Consider the following 17355-nt stretch of genomic DNA (forward strand, 5'->3'; position numbering starts at 1 on the left):
CTACCGACTGAGCTAACGACCCATCTAAATCATTTTTTTTACAAACTGGTGGTCGTTACTGGGATCGAACCAGTGACCCCCTCCTTGTAAGGGAGGTGCTCTCCCAGCTGAGCTAAACGACCTGGGATTCTGGAAATGATGGTGGGTCGTGCTGGATTCGAACCAGCGACCAATTGATTAAAAGTCAACTGCTCTACCGACTGAGCTAACGACCCATCTAAATCATTTTTTTTACAAACTGGTGGTCGTTACTGGGATCGAACCAGTGACCCCCTCCTTGTAAGGGAGGTGCTCTCCCAGCTGAGCTAAACGACCTGGGAATTCTGGAAATGATGGTGGGTCGTGCTGGATTCGAACCAGCGACCAATTGATTAAAAGTCAACTGCTCTACCGACTGAGCTAACGACCCATCTAAATCATTTTTTTACAAACTGGTGGTCGTTACTGGGATCGAACCAGTGACCCCCTCCTTGTAAGGGAGGTGCTCTCCCAGCTGAGCTAAACGACCTGGGAATGCTTGTTGCCAAACTGGTGGGTCGTGCTGGGTTCGAACCAGCGACCAATTGATTAAGAGTCAACTGCTCTACCAACTGAGCTAACGACCCCCACCTTTGCCTGGCACTGTTCGCCTTCGGCAAACAGTTTCAACTCTACTCACAAAACTGGTGGTCGTTACTGGGATCGAACCAGTGACCCCCTCCTTGTAAGGGAGGTGCTCTCCCAGCTGAGCTAAACGACCTGGGAATTCTGTCTCCACCTAGTGGAGAAATGGTGGGTCGTGCTGGATTCGAACCAGCGACCAATTGATTAAAAGTCAACTGCTCTACCGACTGAGCTAACGACCCTCACCACGACCAGGACCGGCTGCAATACTGCTCCGGCTCTGACGGCGGCCTATATTACGGATTTATCATCCTGGCGCAATAGAAAATTCTTAAATTAAATCTGTTTGTTCACTGCGCATACAAAGCAGGGCCGTATTTACAAGATTGTTACGAAAACAGTGACCTACGGCAATGTTACAACTTGCTCAGACTCTGCTTGGCCAATTGGGCCGGCGAGGTATTGGGGTAGCCCTTGATCACCTGCTCATAGAAGGTTTTGGCTTCCGCTTTCTTGCCATCGAGTTGTGCCAGCATACCCAGTTTCAGCAGGGCATCGGCCCGCTTGGGAGACTTGCTGAACTTGTTCGCTACCGTGGAGAACTGCGCCGCGGCACCGGTCCTGTCCCCCTTGTTGAACAGCAGTTGACCGAGCCAGTAGTGGGCATTCGGCACATAGCTCGAACTCGGGTACTGCTTGATGAACCCTTCGAAGGCGGGAATGGCCTTGTCGTAGTTTTTGTCCTTGAGCACCATGTTCACGGCCGCATCGTAGGCCTGGTTCTCATCCAGATTGGCAGAGTAGTTTGCCGCAGGGGCTGCACTCGCACCGGCCGCAGGCGTGGCGGGGGCAGCAGCAGGCTTGCTGTTGGCCACCTTGTCCAGCTCTTGATAGAGCTGACGCTGACGCTCTTGCGACTGTTCCATCTGGTAGGTTTGCTGCTCCAGCTGGCCACGCAGTTCAGAGACCTCCCCTTGCAGGGAATCCACCTGTTGCTGCAATTCGGCCTGCAGACGCAGACGGGCATTGAGGGTGCGTTCCAGCAAGGCAACCCTGTCTTCCAGGCTGCCTGTGGGCATGATGGCGCCATTGTTGCCGCTGAGGGCCACGCCACCACCGCCATTGCCACTGAGGTCGCTCACAGGCGCAGCCGCCTGAGCACTCAGTGCAAATAAGACGGCCATCACAATAGTCGCTTGCTTATACACGAGCTTCATTCGGAATAAACCTTAGCGTTTAGTGCAAATAAAACGGCCATCGAAATGGCCGCTTGCTTATATACGAATTAAATTCGGATCAAACCTTAGTAAACCAGAACCGCACGGCGGTTTTTGGCAAAGGCATCCTCGGTGTGAGACAGATCCAGCGGCTTCTCTTCGCCATAGCTGACGATGGAGAGCTGCTCAGCCTGCACACCCAGGGTTTGCAGATACTTGGCAACAGCCTTGGCACGACGCTCGCCCAACGCGATGTTGTATTCCGGAGTACCGCGCTCATCGGCGTGGCCTTCGATCAACACCTTGACGGACGGACGCTCACGCAGGTAGCTGGCGTGTGCATCCAGCAGGTCGGCGTACTGACCCTGAATGTCATAACCATCAAACGGGAAGTAGATCACATTGTCACGTTGCAGTGCTTCAAACTTCTGACGCATCTGCTCTTCCGGGGACAACATACCGTTGGCGCCACCGGTTTGTACACCGCCCATGCCGTCGGTCATACCTGACTCGGCGCCAGCGGCGTCAGAATCAGAAGAGGAGCTACAAGCGGCCAGGGTGAACAGTGGCAGTGCGATGGCCAAACCCTTGAGCAGTTTATTGAGTTGCATGCTATTTCCTTAAACCTTTATAACAAAACAAAAAACAATCGAATTTTTATCAATTCAAAAAGGGCGACCAAGCTGGTGCACGAATTTCACCGCTACTGGTCGGAAGGACCGCCTTGAAACGACCATCGGTCGATACCAACGCCAGGCTCTTGCGACCTTGATAGATGGTGGCATAAATGATCATGCTGCCATTGGGAGCCACACTTGGCGACTCATCCAGAGCACTCTGGGTCAATACCAACATTGCTCCGCTTTCCATATCTTGACGAGCGATGCGATATTGTCCCTGAACCCGGGTCACCATCACCATGGACTTGCCGTCCGGCGTGACAGAGGCACCCTGGTTGGATTCTCCTTCCCAGGTCATCCGGCGAGTGACGCCAGTCGCCAAATTTACGCTATAAATCTGGGGTTTGCCACCACGTTCAGAGGTGAAAATCAAAGTTTGCCCGTCAGGCATCCAGGCCGGTTCAGTATCGATCACCCGGGTATTTGTCACCCTTGTCAGCTGCTTGCTTGCAACATCAATGACATAGATATCGGGCTGACCATCTTTGGACAGCACGATAGCCAATCGACGACCATCAGGAGACCACTTTGGCGCCCCGTTGATGCCGCGGAAACTGGAGATCAGGCTGCGCTGCTGGTTGTAGATGTCCTGCACATAGATTTCAGACTTCTGGTTCTCGAAACTCACGTAAGCCAGCTTGCTGCCATCCGGCGACCAGGCTGGCGACATCAGCGGCTCACGGGAGCGCAGCAGTGTTTTCTCGTTGTAACCGTCGTAATCGGCAATGCGCAGCTGATACGGGAATTGGGTACCATGCTCTATGGAGACATAGGCAATCCGCGTCAGGAAGGCACCACGCTCGCCCGTCAGACGCTCATAGACGATGTCGGAGATACGGTGAGCAAACTGGCGCATCTGGGCACCCGGTATGGTCGCCATCCGGCTATCCAGGATGTAACCGTTGCTCTCCCCGCCCTGAGTCTTGGCCAGCTGGCCCTTCAGTACGTCGACCAGCTCGAAGTTGATCTTGTAAGTACCGTCGCCGACCGCAGCAATGGAACCGACCACGACGGCCTCAACCCCCTGGGACGCCCAGGGTGCGAAGTTGATCTCGCCACTTGAGCTAGGGGTTTGCGGCATCTGGCCACGTGCCAGCGGTTTGAACTTGCCACTGCGCATCAGGTCGTTGGAGACCACTTCCGCGATATCCTGCGGCAACTGGCCATTGCCTTCCCACTTGAAGGGGGCAATGGCAATGGGTCGCGCACTGTCGATACCGCCAGTGATAACGATGTCCAAGGCCGCCTGAGCACTCTGGCTCAGCAACAAGCAGCCAACCAAAGCAAAAAACACTTTTCTTATCATGGCTTAAACTCTCAGTTCCAATTTGAGACTCAGTTCTCTGATCAACAACCCTTGCCAATCAAAGCAGAAACACTTTCTTAAATCATTGGCGCTAGCTGAAGGCGCAGATCCTTCATCAACTCGAACGCTGCCGGATCTTTCGGCACCGGCAACTGGTTTGCCTTCAATACGGCCGCTTTGCCGGAACGACATACTGCCGGGTCACCCTGGCCGTTATCTACCGAGATGACAAAACCAGTGCTGGCAAGCCGTACGCCGATAGTACATGTTTTGCCCCGCATGGTGGGGTCCAAAATCATATAACGCTCAACAGTGGCCTTGATGAGAGACGCATATTTGTCGACCTCACCTTGCGCTGCTGCCGATGCCGCCTGACTGCGAGCATTGGCCTCAGCCGCCAGCTGCTGCTGCATCATGTCTTCCATCTCTTTTTGCAACTTGGCTTGCTCGGCTGCTTTACGCTTGCGCTCGGCCGCTATCTTGGCCTGCTTGTCGGCTTCAGCCTTGGCTTTCTTCTCTGCGTCAGCTTTTGCCTTCTTGGCAGCTTCTTCCTTGGCCTCCTTGGCTTTCTTGTCCGCTTCCGCCTTGGCCTTTTTCTCGGCCTCTGCTTTGGCTTTCTTGTCCGCTTCGGCCTTGGCTTTCTGCTCGGCTTCCTGCTTGGCCTTCTTGTCCGCTTCTGCTTTCTTGGCAGCCTCAGCCTTGGCTTGCTTCTCCTCGGCCTCTTTCTTCTCTTGTTCCTTTTTCTTCTTCAGCGCCAGCGCCTTGCTCTCGGCTTCTGCCGCCTTGCGTTCAGCCTCGGCTTGCTTGGTTTTCTGCTCTTCCAGCTTGCGGGTTTCCTCGGCTTTCTGCGCCTTCTCTTCCGCCAGCTTCTGCTCGGCGACTTTTTTCTGCTTCTCAGCCTCGGCCTTGCGGGTCGCCTCTTCGGCTTCCTTGCGCTTGGTCTCGGCGATACGCAGCCGCTCCTGCTGCTGGGCCAGCTCACGCTTGGCGAGGTCCGTGTCTTCCTTATCCTGCTCTTTCTCTACCTTCTGGGGCTTGGGCTGAGACTTCTGCTGCTGGATCTGCTTGGCCTGTTCGTTGAGGAAGTTCTCGTCAAGCATGACGGCATTGATGATCTGCCCCTTGGACTCTGGCCGCTTCGGTTTGCTGAAGTCGACCCCGACCAGCAAAATGATGCCGACGATCAGGTGCAGCAGCAGCGACGCGATGAGATAACCGGAAATACCACGCTTCACATCCATCTCCGTCAGTTCACCGGATCTGTCATCAGGCCAACCTGAGGCACGCCCGCATTCTTGAGGGCCACCATCAGCAGTATCACCTCTTCGTAGCGCACGGACTTGTCACCCGCCACCACGACGGGGGCGTTCTGGTTGATGGCCAGATAGCCCATGGCCTTTTCGGTGATGTATTGCTGCATCGCCTCGGGCGTCCCGGCCGGCACCGGCTCATCGTCGGCCTCACCGGCCTTGATGACGTACTCGCCTTCGGTATTGACGCTGACAATGAAGGGGGGCTTGGCATCTTCCGGCAACTGCTCGGATTCTGCTTGCGGCAGGTCAACCTTGACCCCTTGCGTGATCACCGGCGTCACCGCCATGAAGATGATAAGCAGCACCAGCATGACGTCGATATAGGGAACCACGTTGATCTCGCACACCTTCTTGCGCCGGATCCGCTGATAGGTTTGCATTACTGATCACCCTGCTGCTGTGCAATTTGACGGTTCAGTATGGTGGTGAACTCGTCCATGAAGTTGGCGTAGGCGTTCTCCAGCTTCTCTACCTTGTTGGTAAACCGGTTATAGAAAATAACCGCAGGAATGGCGGCAAACAGGCCCATGGCGGTCGCGATCAGCGCTTCCGCGATACCTGGAGCCACCATCTGCAAAGTAGCCTGCTGTACCTGGCCCAGGGCGATAAAGGCGTTCATGATGCCCCATACGGTACCAAACAGGCCGATATAGGGGCTGATGGAGCCGACGGTTGCCAGCACTGGCAGGTTGGATTCCAGCTCGTCCACCGCGCGGGAAAGCGATACCCGCATGGCACGATAGGTACCGTCCATCACCGCATCCTGGCCACGGGCGCCCGCCTTGAGCAGGCGAGCATACTCCTTGAAGCCGGAATAGAAGATGTCTTCCATGCCTTCGATATCATCGCGGCGGGAGGAAGACTCCTGATAGAGGCGGTTGAGATCGACCCCGGACCAGAAGCGGTCTTCAAACTGCTCGGATGCCAGATTGGCCGCCTTGATGACCTTGGAGCGTTGAAAGATCAGCGCCCAGGAGACAACCGACATCCCCATCAGGGTCATCATGACCAGTTTTACCAACAGGCTGGCTTGCCAAAACAGGCCAATAAACGAAATTTCAGCGTGCACTTAACAGCACTCCCTTCACATTTTCTGGTATTGCAACAGGTTTCATATGCGGATGACTGACACAGGCTATCTGTACCATGGCCTGGGTGATCAGTCGTCCATCAGCCGCCAGGATCTGCTGTGAGAAGCGCATGGATGCACGTTTCACTTCAGTCACTTGCGTTATTACGGTCAACAATTCATTAAAACGGGCCGCCGAGCGGAAATCGATCTCTGTTCGACTCACCACAAACGCGAATCCGGCTTGCAGCAAGACATCCTGTTCGATGCCGCCGCTGCGCAGAAACTCGGTGCGAGCACGTTCCATAAACTTGAGATAATTGGCGTTGTAGACGATGCCCCCGGCGTCAGTGTCTTCGTAGTAGACACGTACCGGAAACTCAGAGACTTCCCCCATAAAAATCTGTGATCCATTCGACAGTCAGATGGGGGGCTATCATAGCGCAGGGCTGAATAGGAAAGAAGCAGGGGGAGACAGGGAAATCCTGCCTCCCCCCGTTTTTTATGAAAGGAAATAGCCTTGGGTCAACCAGAGCCCATACAACAAACTGGGCAAGGCGAGCCAGGGGCAAAACAGCACTCGGCCAATGAGGCTGCGGGGATGAAATCCCAGCCCGTGCATGACGCCGCAACAGACCGCCCACATCAGCCAGGGAGCGAGCAACAGCCCATGCTCACTGGTGTTGGCGGCCACCAGGTTGGGGGCCTGTAAAATAGCGACGGCCAACAGGGCCGCCGCTACCAACATCAACCCCTGCCAGGGTTGGCGCTCCAGAGGAGCGGCCAACCGGGCGAGCCGATCACTTGTCTTCATCGATCTGACGATCCATGTTCTCGCTGTGTTCCAGCCAGAGCGCATTGATGATGCCAAATGAACACGCCAGCAACAGACCCAGGATCCAGGTGAAATACCACATATCAGGGCACCTTCTTAGTAGAGCGATTGTTGGTTGTCTTCGATGTGCTTGCTGGTCACCCGACCAAACATCTTGACGTAGGTCCAGATGGTATAAGCCAGCACAATCGGTACCAAGATAGCTGCCGCCACCGTCATCACCTTCAGGGTGTTGAACGATGCGGTGGCATCCCACATGGTCAGGCTCAGTGACGGCTCGAGGCTCGAGGGCATCACGAACGGGAACATGGAGAAGCCTGCGGTCAGGATTACGCCGGCAACCGCCAATGAAGAACAGGTAAACGCCACCCAGCCTTTATTCAGCTTGGCAAACAGCGCAGTGAGCAGGCTCATGGAGAGGCCAAGTAACGGCGCGGCTATCATCCAGGGATAGAGGGCATAGTTGTTCATCCAGGCACCGGCCTGGCGCACCACTTCCTTGTTCATGGGATTGGAGACCGCATCGGTCGCAGCCGCCTTGACGACCACGTAGCCGTCCATGCCACTCACCCACCAGCCAGCCAGGCCGAACAGTACCAGAGTCAGCAGGGAGCAGATCATGGCAGCAGTGCGGGAACGCGCCAGCACCTCACCATCGGTCTTCATCATCAGCCAGGTCGCACCCTGAGTGACCAGCATGAACAGACTCACCAGACCGGCCAGAATGCCGAACGGATTGAGCAGGCCGAAGAAGTTGCCGTGATAGGTCAGCATCATGAACTGGTTGAATTCGAACGGCACGCCCTGCAGCAGGTTGCCAAAGGCCACCCCGAACACTATGGGGGGAACCGCACTACCAGCGAACAGTGCCCAGTCCCAGTTGCTGCGCCACTTGGCGTCTTCACGCAGGGAGCGATACTTGAAACCGACCGGACGGAAGAAGAGCGCCATCAGGGTCAGGATCATGGCGATGTAGAAGCCCGAGAAGGCCGCCGCATAGACCATGGGCCAGGCCGCGAACAGGGCACCGCCCGCCGTGACCAGCCATACCTGGTTGCCTTCCCAGTGCGGGCCCATGGTGTTGAGCATCACCCGACGCTCCACATCCTTCTTGCCGACGAAGGGGAGCAGTGCGCCCACCCCCATATCGAAACCGTCGGTGATGGCGAAGCCGATCAGCAAGACGCCAACCAGTACCCACCAGACCAGACGCAACATTTCGTAATCAAACATGGGTTACTCTCCTTATACCTTGCTCTGTTCGAAGTGGTACTTGCCCGTCTTCAGGCTGCTTGGGCCCAGACGCGCATACTTGAACATCAGGTACATCTCGATGATCAGCAGTACGGTATAGAACAGGAAGATCCCGATCAGGGAGAACCAGATCTCGGACGCAGGCACGTTGGATGCAGAGAGCGAGGTCGGCAGCACTTCGGCTATGGTCCAGGGTTGACGGCCATACTCGGCGACAAACCAGCCCGCCTCGATGGCGATCCAAGGCAGCGGAATACCCCACAGCAGGGCTTTGAGCAGCCACTTTCGCTCACCGATACGGTGACGAGCACTGTCATAGAAGGCCAGACCGATCAGTACCAGCATCAGCATGCCGCAGGCAACCATGATGCGGAAAGCGAAGAACAGCGGCAGAACCTGCGGGATGGAGTCATCCACGGCGGCCTTGATCTGTTCGTCGGTCGCGTCTGTCACATTGCTGGTGTAACGCTTGAGCAGCAGACCGTAGCCGAGATCCTGTTTCACTTCATCGAAGCGTGCCAGGGTATCTTCGGACTTGTCGCCGGATTGCAGCTTGGTCAGCAGATCGTAAGCGTTCATGCCGTTACGCACACGCAGCTCGTGCTCGCTCTTCAGATCCTTGAGGCCGGTCACCTGGCCGTCCAGAGAGCGGGTAGCAATGATGCCGAGCGCATAGGGGATCTTGATGGCGTAATCGGTACGCATCTCTTCCTGATTCGGAATGCCGAACAGGGTAAATGCAGCCGGTGCAGGTTCTGTGTCCCACTCGGCTTCGATGGCCGCCAACTTCACCTTCTGCACTTCACCTGTCTCGTAGCCGGACTCGTCACCCAGGATCAGCACAGAGAGGATGGAGGCCATACCGAAGGCAGCTGCGATGGCGAAGGAGCGACGGGCGAAGGCCACATCACGATTCTTCAGCAGGTAGTAAGAAGAGATACCCAGCACGAACATGGCGCCCGTGGTGTAGCCAGCCGCGACCGTATGGACAAACTTGACCTGAGCGACCGGGTTGAAGACCAACTCGGCGAAGCTCACCATCTCCATCCGCATGGACTCGAAGTTGAACTCGGCACCGACCGGGTTCTGCATCCAGCCGTTGGCCACCAGGATCCAGAGGGCGGAAAGGTTGGTCCCCAGCGCCATCAACCAGGTTGCAGCCAGATGCTGACGCTTGGTCAGGCGGTCCCAACCAAAGAAGAACATGCCGACAAAGGTGGATTCCAGGAAGAACGCCATCAGCCCTTCGATGGCCAGCGGGGCCCCGAAGATATCACCGACATAGTGGGAGTAGTAGGCCCAGTTGGTACCGAACTGAAACTCCATGGTCAGCCCTGTGGTAACCCCGAGGGCGAAGTTAATACCAAACAACTTGCCCCAGAACTTGGTCATGTCCCGGTAGACAGTGTTGTTGGTCATCACATAGACAGATTCCATGATCGCCAGAATGAAGGCCATTCCGAGCGTCAGGGGCACAAACAGGAAGTGATAAAGGGCCGTCGCAGCAAATTGGAACCGCGATAGGTCTACCACATGCTCAGCAATCATGATGTTTCCTCACCGATTATTGGCACGGCTATTTTAAGTTTTAAGGACAAAGCTTCCGTTGGAAGTCCCCGAATGATCGGTCATGTTCCAGTTTGCACTGACGACCGGTTTCGACTGCTACCAGCATTAACAACAAGGCAATATCGAGGAACAAAAAAAGCTAATGTTTAACAATTGCAAAACAATCTAGCTTGCTTTATTCCTGCCCATAATGACCGGTGTTTTATATCACCTTTATTTGATTGAAATCAATGTAAAACCACCATGAATACATGCCTTTTAAAGGCATTTTCACGCTCAATTCCATTTAATTTGGAGAGCTGTGTCACAAAAAACTGAAAATCACAAATCATTGATTTAAATCAATTTTATTATCTCGATCAATAAGTGGCAGTTCTGTTAAAAAATGACTTCCAACGTGAATTTCATTATGTTTCCCCCGCCTGCCAGCGCTGCCAACCAACTCAATTTAAAACCAGTAAAAACGCATTTTCATGCTAATTGAACAGACCAGATAAATGATTAGTTAATCTAATCTGACATGCTCAATTTTTCTTGTTTGTCCGAGTCAGACAGAGCCCCTACAATGCGCCTCGCAGTGAGGGCATCCCCTTGGATACAGGCCGGTCAATCCGGGTTCCCGGCACGTATTCGATGAACATTTCGAACCTGTCTATTGGAATTTAAGATGAAAAAGTTTGTTGCTAAAACCATCCGTTACTACAAGCTTTCGTTCGTTCAGCTCTATCAAATGAACCGACTCTGAGGCCTCGCGACGGCTCCTCTGTTTTTTCCGGTCTGTGTCCAGACGCACTCACTGTCTGTGAACATCCATCCTGAATTGTCTTTGCCCACCGCCTGTGCCGTGGGCTTTTTTATGTCCGGATAACAAAAAACCGCCCTTGATGGCGGTTTTTTTGTTCAAACAGCTGTTTTCACCTTTCATCTGGCCGTTGCAGGCCAAAATGTGCATAAGCTCTTGGTGTCGCCATCCGCCCTCTGGGTGTACGTTGCAGGTAGCCCTGCTGGATCAAATAAGGTTCCAGTACATCCTCGATAGTATCTTTTTCTTCACCTATGGCAGCCGCCAGGTTATCGAGACCCACAGGGCCCCCCATAAACTTGTCTATGACAGCCAACAATAGCTTGCGGTCCATGAAGTCGAAACCTTCATTGTCCACGTCCAGCATGTCCATGGCACGGGCCGCTATGGGTCCATCGATCCGGCCATCAGACTTGACCTGGGCAAAGTCGCGCACCCGGCGCAACAAGCGGTTAGCAATACGCGGCGTACCGCGAGAGCGACGGGCCAACTCCAGGGCGCCGTCACCTGTCATCTCCAGTCCCAGACAGCGGGCACTGCGAGAGACGATATCGGTCAGATCCTTGACGTTGTAAAACTCCAGCCGCTGGACGATGCCGAAACGATCCCGCAGCGGGCTGGTCAGGGAGCCGGCCCGGGTGGTGGCCCCGATCAGAGTAAAGGGTGGCAAGTCGAGCTTGATGGAGCGAGCGGCAGGGCCCTCCCCTATCATGATGTCGAGCTGGTAATCCTCCATCGCCGGATAGAGTACCTCCTCCACCACAGGGCTGAGACGGTGGATCTCATCGATGAACAAGACGTCGTTCGGTTCGAGGTTGGTGAGCAGAGCCGCCAGATCACCGGCTTTCTCCAGCACAGGGCCCGAGGTGGTCTTGATGTTGACCCCCATCTCGTTGGCGACTATGTTCGCAAGCGTTGTCTTGCCCAGACCCGGCGGGCCGAAGATCAACAGGTGATCGAGTGCCTCACCACGCTGGCGGGCCGCCTCGATGAAGATCTCCATCTGCTCGCAGACGGGATCCTGACCTGTGTAATCGGCCAGCATCTTTGGCCGTATGGCCCTATCGATGATCTCATCCTCACGCACGCCAGTGGCGGAAATGAGACGGTCCGCTTCAATCATTGCCTACCTCACACCAGACTACGCAGGGATTCACGGATGATATCTTCAACCGACATTCCCTCTTTGGCTATCTTGCTGACGATCTGGCTGGCCTGCTGCGGCTTGTAGCCAAGCGCCACCAGTGCACTGGCCGCCTCTTCGCTCGAATCCGGGGCACGCAGGACGCTCTCCCTGGCTGGCAGGCTGATCTCGGCCGGCGAGAAGAGATCGTGGCTGACCCAGCCCTTGAGCCTGTCCTTCATCTCCACCACCAGCCGCTCGGCGGTCTTCTTGCCCACGCCTGGCAACTTGATCAGGGAGCTTATCTCCTCACGCTCGACACTCAGCACAAACTGGGTGGCGGTCATGCCGGAGAGAATGGCCAGCGCCAGCTTGGGGCCGACGCCATTGGTTTTGATCAGCTCGCGAAACAGCGCCCGCTCCTGCTTGTGATTGAAGCCATACAGCAGCTGGGCATCTTCACGCACCACGAAGTGAGTGTGGATGGTCACTTCCTTGCCGATCTCGGGCAGATCATAGAAGCAGCTCATGGGCATCTGTACTTCATAACCCAGGCCCCCGACTTCCAGCAGCACCTCGGGGGGTTGTTTCTCAATGACTACGCCTCTCAAGCGACCAATCACGGCTCTCTCCTCGCCAAACCATCTATCTGTAAATTGGGTCATAGCATAAAGAATAACTGGATAAGTATCCAGCATAGGGCGGTGACGGATGACAGAGGATTCTCGGCATTCTGGCGCTTTCGGAGCCATGCTTGGATCGGATCTGGGCAGTAACTTTATTTTCCACCGGGAATGGCGAATCTTGGCCATTGATAGAACACTGAATTGGGTTTGTTCGGAACCAGGGAAGGTCCTGCATCATGAAAATTGTCACTACATCGAATCTTGGGCTGACTATCCTGCTCGGTTGCACACTGGGCATGGGCGCGATCGGCTGGTATGGCAGCCAGCGGCTAGCCGACTTGCTCTCCTATGTATTGGGCGCCGCCTGGCAAACCGCCGATGGCGCCATGGAGGGATCCATCGAGCTGGGCAACCAGTCTCTGTATATCCAGAAAATGCTCAGAGGCATGCCCCTTGACGAGCCCGAGCTGCAGCGAGCCAAACAGGCAGCCACCGAGGCCCTGCAACGGGTTGAGGAAGGCAAGCTCATCGATACGACGGCTATCAGTACCATGAACCAGCATGAGCAGACGTATCAGCAACAGCAGGAAAAACTGCTGACGCTCTACCGCACCTTTACCGGTATCGATCAGGCACTGCGCGCCAGTTCGGAGCGCATGTCACGCCTCTCAACCCAGCTGGAGGTGATCGGTGATGGCGCGGTCGAGAGCCTCACCCAGTCACCTGATCAGGCCATCAGCTGGAACGGCGGCCTCTCCACCCGCTGGCAGGCGGCCGACGGCGGCATGGAGGCCAACATAGGTTTCCTGCGTCAGCTCTATGCCCTGGAGAAGATGCAGAGTGAAGGCCCCACCCCCGCCATCCAGGCCGAACTGACTGAGGCAAACCGCTTCTATCAGGAAGCGGTGGACGGCATGCTGGCGACCGGCCTGTTCGATGTGCCCGGTGAAGGGGAGTTTGCCGGCCAGTCGCTTTCCACTCAGTATCGCGCCCTGCTGGCCGACAGCACGCGGCTGACAAGTGAGTGGATCGCGGCCCTGACTGATTACCAGCGTCAGCTGGCTCTTTACGAGAGCAGTGCCGAACAACTCAAACAGGCGCTGGTCGAGGTCGAGGCCCAGGGCGATGCGACAGTCGAGGATCAGGTGAACCAGCTCAATACCATCATCGGTTATACCAAAAACCTGATCCTGGGCGGTCTGGTGCTGAGCCTGCTGATTGTCACTCTGTGTGGCTTCTGGCTGGTGCGCACCATAGTCAAACCCCTGCTGCAAGTTGACCAGCGCATGCAGGATATAGCCGCGGGCGACGGGGATCTCAATGCTCGCATCAACCTCAAGCGGGACGATGAACTAGGCTCGCTGGCGGGCAGCGTGGATCGCTTCATCGAAAAGCTGCAAAAAATGATCAGCTCCACCATGGACAACAATCAGCACATCAGCGACCACGTGCACACCTCGGTCAACCGGGTCGAGGCCATCAGCCAGAGCAGCCGTCAGACCGCCGAACACGCCCAGGCGCTGCATCACGACAGCGAGCAGATGGTACAGGTCGCCACCTCCATCTCGGATAACTGCAGTCTGGCCGCACAAAATGCCAATCAGGTCCGTCAGCTGACAACGGAGAGCAGTCAGTATGTGGCCTCTGCCAGCGCAGGCATGCAGCGAGTGGTGGTGGAAGTGGGGGAATGTGCCAATGCCATCAACGCCCTCAAGGAGCAGGCCAGCCAGATTGGCCAGATCATCTCCACCATCAGCAGTATCTCGGAGCAAACCAACCTGCTGGCCCTCAACGCCGCCATCGAGGCAGCCCGGGCCGGCGAAATGGGCCGGGGCTTTGCCGTGGTGGCGGACGAGGTACGCACCCTGGCCAACCGCACCGCCGCCTCCAGCGCCGAGATAACCGAGGTGATCAACAGCATTCAGCAGCAAACCGAGAAGGCTTATTTGATGATGCAGCGCAACCTGAAAACCGTGGAATCGGGGATGGAGGACTCCGACAACACCAAGCAAATCCTGTTCAAGGTGGAGGAGGCCATCGACCATCTGGCCGACATGGTACAGCAGGTGGCGGATGCCACAGGTCAGCTCTCCCACACTCTGAGCCACACCTCGGACAAGGTCTCCGGCATCAGCCTGCAGGCCCAGACAGGGGAGCAGGAGGCGCAGGAGTGCCTGCAGCTCGCCTCCTCCCTCCATCAGGCCAGCCTGCTGCAACAGCGACTGCTGTCGCAATTTCGGGTCTGACACGGGCGGGGGCACCGCCCCCGCTTTCTCCCGCTGCGCTAAATTTAGCCCTTGGGCCACAGGGCCCTCCCTGTTAAAATTCCGCTCTTGAATTTATCCAGGGCCCCGCGGCCCGTCTTATCTAAGGTCACGAGCGATGCGTACCAGCCAATACCTGCTTTCCACTCTCAAGGAAACCCCGTCCGACGCCGAAGTCGTCAGTCATCAGCTGATGCTGCGCGCCGGCATGATCCGCAAACTGGCCTCCGGCATGTATGCCTGGCTGCCGTCCGGCCTGCGGGTACTGAAAAAGATCGAGAACATTGTTCGCGAAGAGATGAACAATGCTGGCGCCATCGAAGTCTCCATGCCGGTGGTACAACCCGCCGAGCTGTGGCAGGAGTCAGGCCGCTGGGACGACTACGGCCCCGAGCTGTGCCGCCTGACCGACCGCCACAACCGCCCCTTCGTACTGGGTCCGACCCACGAAGAGGTGATCACCTCCCTGGTCCGTTACGAGGTGAACAGCTACAAGCAGCTGCCGCTCAACCTCTACCAGATCCAGACCAAGTTCCGCGATGAAGTGCGTCCCCGTTTCGGCGTGATGCGCGGTCGCGAGTTCCTGATGAAGGACGCCTACTCCTTCCACATCGACAAGGCCTCGCTGATCGAGACCTACGAGCGGATGCACGCCGCCTACTGCGCCGCCTTTACCCGCATGGGGCTGAACTTCCGTCCTGTGCAGGCCGATACCGGCTCCATCGGCGGCACCGGCTCCCATGAATTCCAGGTACTGGCCGAGAGCGGTGAAGACTTGATTGCCTTCTCCGATACCTCAGATTACGCCGCCAACATAGAGATGGCTGAAGCGCTGGCACCCGTTGGCGCGCGTCCTGCCGCCACCGCAGCCCTGAGCAAGGTGGCCACTCCGAATGTCCACACCATCGACGAAGTAGCTGCTTTCCTGAGCGTGGCACCGACCGCCATCGCCAAGACCCTGTTGGTACTGGCCGAAGCGGATGAGCACGGCAAGCAGGCCGTCATCGCCCTGGTGCTGCGTGGCGACCACGAACTGAACGAAATTAAAGCCGAGAAGCTGGCTGGTGTCGCCAACCCGCTGACCTTCGCCAACGACGAACAGATCAAGGCTGCCGCCGGTTGCGATACGGGCTCCATCGGTCCGGTCGGCTTTGCCGGTCGCATCATTGCCGATCGCAGCGCCGCCCATCTGGCGGACTTCGTCTGCGGCGCCAACGAAACCGGCTTCCACCTGACCGGTGCCAACTGGGATCGCGATATCGCCACCTTTGACGTTGCCGACCTGCGCAACGTGGTGGAAGGCGACCCGAGCCCGTGCGGCCAGGGCAAGCTGCTGCTCAAGCGCGGTATCGAAGTGGGCCATATCTTCCAGCTGGGTACCAAGTACTCCGAAGCCATGAAGGCGAGCGTGCTGAACGAAGGCGGCAAGTCCGTCACCATGGAGATGGGTTGCTACGGTATCGGGGTTTCCCGTCTGGTGGCTGCGGCCATCGAGCAGAACAACGACCAGTACGGCATCATCTGGCCAGACGCCATAGCGCCGTTCGAAGTGGCAATCGTGCCGATGAACATGCACAAATCCGAGCGAGTGGCCGAACAGGCACAGCAGTTCTACGCCGAGCTGAAAGCGGCTGGTGTGGACGTGCTGTTCGACGACCGTAAAGAGCGCCCGGGCGTGATGTTCGCCGACATGGAGCTGCTGGGTGTGCCGCACGCCATCGTCATCGGCGATCGCGGTCTGGACAACGGCGTGGTGGAGTACAAGTGCCGCCGCTCCGGCGAGAAGCAGGAAGTGGCGATCACAGAGATCGTTGCCATGCTCAAGGCCAAGCTGGGTCGTTAATCCCACGCCGCCGCTGCTGGTATAAAAAAGCGCGCCAATCGGCGCGCTTTTTGTTTTCTGCTGGCCCTGAGCCTGACAGGCCGAAGGGCCATCAGCTCCCCCTACGACTCAGGCTCGCAGGGCCGTCATCAGCTGGGTGACGACGCCATCGAGCAGGGCGTGGTCGGGGCGACACTGGGCAAAGGTGACCAGACCCTGAATGTTGATCAGCAGGAAGGCGGTCAGGGTCGGGATATCGCGGTCGGCCATCAGCTCGCCGCGCTGCTGGGCGAGACTCAGGATATGCGCCAGATCGGCGTCCAGCTCGGCATAGATGGCCTTGAGCCGCAAGTGCAGCTCTTCGTCCTGCTCCGCCAACTCCATCAGAGTACGCGTCACCAGACAGGTGCCGCACAGGGCATCGTTCACTATCTGGCTGAGGTAGGCCTGCACCCCCGCCAGCGGACTCTGGCCGGCAAAGAAGCCACGGCGCAGCGCACTTTTTTCCTGCACATAGTGATCGACCGCCGCCAGCAGCAGGCCGCGTTTATTGCCAAACGCCGCGTAGAGGCTGCCCGGATGCAACCCGGTCGCAGCCACCAGCTCCTGCATGGTGGTCTTGGCGTAACCCTTGGCCCGAAATGCCTCCATGGCATTTCGCAAGACGTCGTCCCGGTTGAACTCGGCGCTGCGCATGGTTTCTCCGTTGAAAAAGCGATCACCGGCGCAGAGCCGATGAGGGGGAACAAAAAGGGCGGCAAGTTTACCCCAGCAGGCAGGCAAGACCAACCCATGTTGAATGCTCGTTCAAAAAAGACTTGCACACAAAACAAAAAACGTCTTGAATGCACGTTCAAGAATCAATCCCTCAG

At 56.7% G+C, this 17355-nt stretch carries 16 protein-coding genes and 8 tRNA genes; 2 read left to right on the forward strand and 22 right to left on the reverse strand.

The features are described 5' to 3' along the window. Nucleotides 1–46 precede the first annotated feature (46 nt). The 21 genes from GWQ31_RS17310 to ruvA form a co-directional block, all read right to left on the reverse strand. Nucleotides 47–122, reverse strand: a tRNA-Val gene (locus GWQ31_RS17310). A 17-nt stretch (nt 123–139) separates the two neighbouring features. Then, nucleotides 140–215, reverse strand: a tRNA-Lys gene (locus GWQ31_RS17315). Nucleotides 216–239: 24 nt separating this feature from the next. Continuing rightward, nucleotides 240–315 (reverse strand) — tRNA-Val (locus tag GWQ31_RS17320). A gap of 18 nt (nt 316–333) precedes the next feature. Further along, nucleotides 334–409, reverse strand: a tRNA-Lys gene (locus GWQ31_RS17325). 23 nt (nt 410–432) lie between these two features. Beyond that, nucleotides 433–508 (reverse strand) — tRNA-Val (locus GWQ31_RS17330). Between the two features lie 21 nt (nt 509–529). Continuing rightward, nucleotides 530–605: transfer RNA gene (locus tag GWQ31_RS17335), tRNA-Lys, on the reverse strand. A 58-nt stretch (nt 606–663) separates the two neighbouring features. Further along, a tRNA-Val gene (locus GWQ31_RS17340) sits at nt 664–739 on the reverse strand. A 30-nt stretch (nt 740–769) separates the two neighbouring features. After that, nucleotides 770–845, reverse strand: a tRNA-Lys gene (locus GWQ31_RS17345). 174 nt (nt 846–1019) lie between these two features. Next, a complete protein-coding gene (ybgF, locus tag GWQ31_RS17350) occupies nt 1020–1820 on the reverse strand; it encodes a tol-pal system protein YbgF (RefSeq protein WP_017412184.1) in 801 nt (266 codons plus the stop codon). Between the two features lie 86 nt (nt 1821–1906). Next, complete coding sequence (gene pal / locus GWQ31_RS17355; protein ID WP_005313284.1) at nt 1907–2431, reverse strand: peptidoglycan-associated lipoprotein Pal; 525 nt, start codon at nt 2429–2431, stop codon at nt 1907–1909. A 49-nt stretch (nt 2432–2480) separates the two neighbouring features. Further along, nucleotides 2481–3806 (reverse strand): Tol-Pal system beta propeller repeat protein TolB, encoded by a 1326-nt coding sequence (tolB, locus tag GWQ31_RS17360; RefSeq protein WP_096119680.1) that lies wholly within the window; start codon nt 3804–3806, stop codon nt 2481–2483. 77 nt (nt 3807–3883) lie between these two features. Next, nucleotides 3884–5047: a cell envelope integrity protein TolA gene (gene tolA, locus GWQ31_RS17365; protein WP_275909894.1), complete on the reverse strand. Its 1164-nt coding sequence runs from the start codon at nt 5045–5047 to the stop codon at nt 3884–3886. Between the two features lie 5 nt (nt 5048–5052). Then, nucleotides 5053–5499, reverse strand: coding sequence for a protein TolR (gene tolR / locus GWQ31_RS17370; RefSeq protein WP_005313291.1), 447 nt, complete (start codon nt 5497–5499; stop codon nt 5053–5055). After that, the gene (gene tolQ, locus GWQ31_RS17375; protein ID WP_005313294.1) at nt 5499–6188 is read right to left on the reverse strand and encodes a protein TolQ; all 690 of its coding nucleotides are present in this window, start codon (nt 6186–6188) and stop codon (nt 5499–5501) included. Before tolQ ends, tolR begins: the two co-directional genes overlap by 1 nt. Beyond that, nucleotides 6178–6585: a tol-pal system-associated acyl-CoA thioesterase gene (gene ybgC, locus GWQ31_RS17380; RefSeq protein ID WP_005313296.1), complete on the reverse strand. Its 408-nt coding sequence runs from the start codon at nt 6583–6585 to the stop codon at nt 6178–6180. Before ybgC ends, tolQ begins: the two co-directional genes overlap by 11 nt. 105 nt (nt 6586–6690) lie before the next feature. Next, nucleotides 6691–7002, reverse strand: coding sequence for a cyd operon YbgE family protein (locus GWQ31_RS17385; protein ID WP_005313299.1), 312 nt, complete (start codon nt 7000–7002; stop codon nt 6691–6693). Further along, nucleotides 6989–7105 (reverse strand): cytochrome bd-I oxidase subunit CydX, encoded by a 117-nt coding sequence (cydX, locus tag GWQ31_RS17390; RefSeq protein ID WP_005313303.1) that lies wholly within the window; start codon nt 7103–7105, stop codon nt 6989–6991. Before cydX ends, GWQ31_RS17385 begins: the two co-directional genes overlap by 14 nt. 14 nt (nt 7106–7119) lie before the next feature. Beyond that, a complete protein-coding gene (gene cydB, locus GWQ31_RS17395; RefSeq protein WP_099991635.1) occupies nt 7120–8256 on the reverse strand; it encodes a cytochrome d ubiquinol oxidase subunit II in 1137 nt (378 codons plus the stop codon). A 12-nt stretch (nt 8257–8268) separates the two neighbouring features. Next, nucleotides 8269–9825 (reverse strand): cytochrome ubiquinol oxidase subunit I, encoded by a 1557-nt coding sequence (locus GWQ31_RS17400; RefSeq protein WP_005313307.1) that lies wholly within the window; start codon nt 9823–9825, stop codon nt 8269–8271. A gap of 935 nt (nt 9826–10760) precedes the next feature. After that, complete coding sequence (gene ruvB / locus GWQ31_RS17405; RefSeq protein WP_005313309.1) at nt 10761–11771, reverse strand: Holliday junction branch migration DNA helicase RuvB; 1011 nt, start codon at nt 11769–11771, stop codon at nt 10761–10763. Nucleotides 11772–11779: 8 nt separating this feature from the next. Next, nucleotides 11780–12394: a Holliday junction branch migration protein RuvA gene (ruvA, locus tag GWQ31_RS17410; RefSeq protein ID WP_005313314.1), complete on the reverse strand. Its 615-nt coding sequence runs from the start codon at nt 12392–12394 to the stop codon at nt 11780–11782. A gap of 239 nt (nt 12395–12633) precedes the next feature. Between ruvA and GWQ31_RS17415 the strand changes: the two genes are divergently transcribed. Both GWQ31_RS17415 and GWQ31_RS17420 read left to right on the forward strand, forming a co-directional pair. After that, nucleotides 12634–14643 (forward strand): methyl-accepting chemotaxis protein, encoded by a 2010-nt coding sequence (locus GWQ31_RS17415; RefSeq protein ID WP_275909895.1) that lies wholly within the window; start codon nt 12634–12636, stop codon nt 14641–14643. Nucleotides 14644–14779: 136 nt separating this feature from the next. Beyond that, entirely contained in the window at nt 14780–16504 is a 1725-nt protein-coding gene (locus GWQ31_RS17420) for a proline--tRNA ligase (RefSeq protein WP_275909896.1), read from the forward strand. Nucleotides 16505–16612: 108 nt separating this feature from the next. Here GWQ31_RS17420 and GWQ31_RS17425 read toward each other — a convergent pair whose 3' ends face one another. Then, nucleotides 16613–17179 (reverse strand): TetR/AcrR family transcriptional regulator, encoded by a 567-nt coding sequence (locus GWQ31_RS17425; RefSeq protein ID WP_275909897.1) that lies wholly within the window; start codon nt 17177–17179, stop codon nt 16613–16615. Nucleotides 17180–17355 lie beyond the last annotated feature (176 nt).

This window comes from Aeromonas sp. 2MA4 (genome assembly GCF_029237305.1).
GTDB classification, from domain to species: Bacteria; Pseudomonadota; Gammaproteobacteria; order Enterobacterales; family Aeromonadaceae; genus Aeromonas; species Aeromonas salmonicida.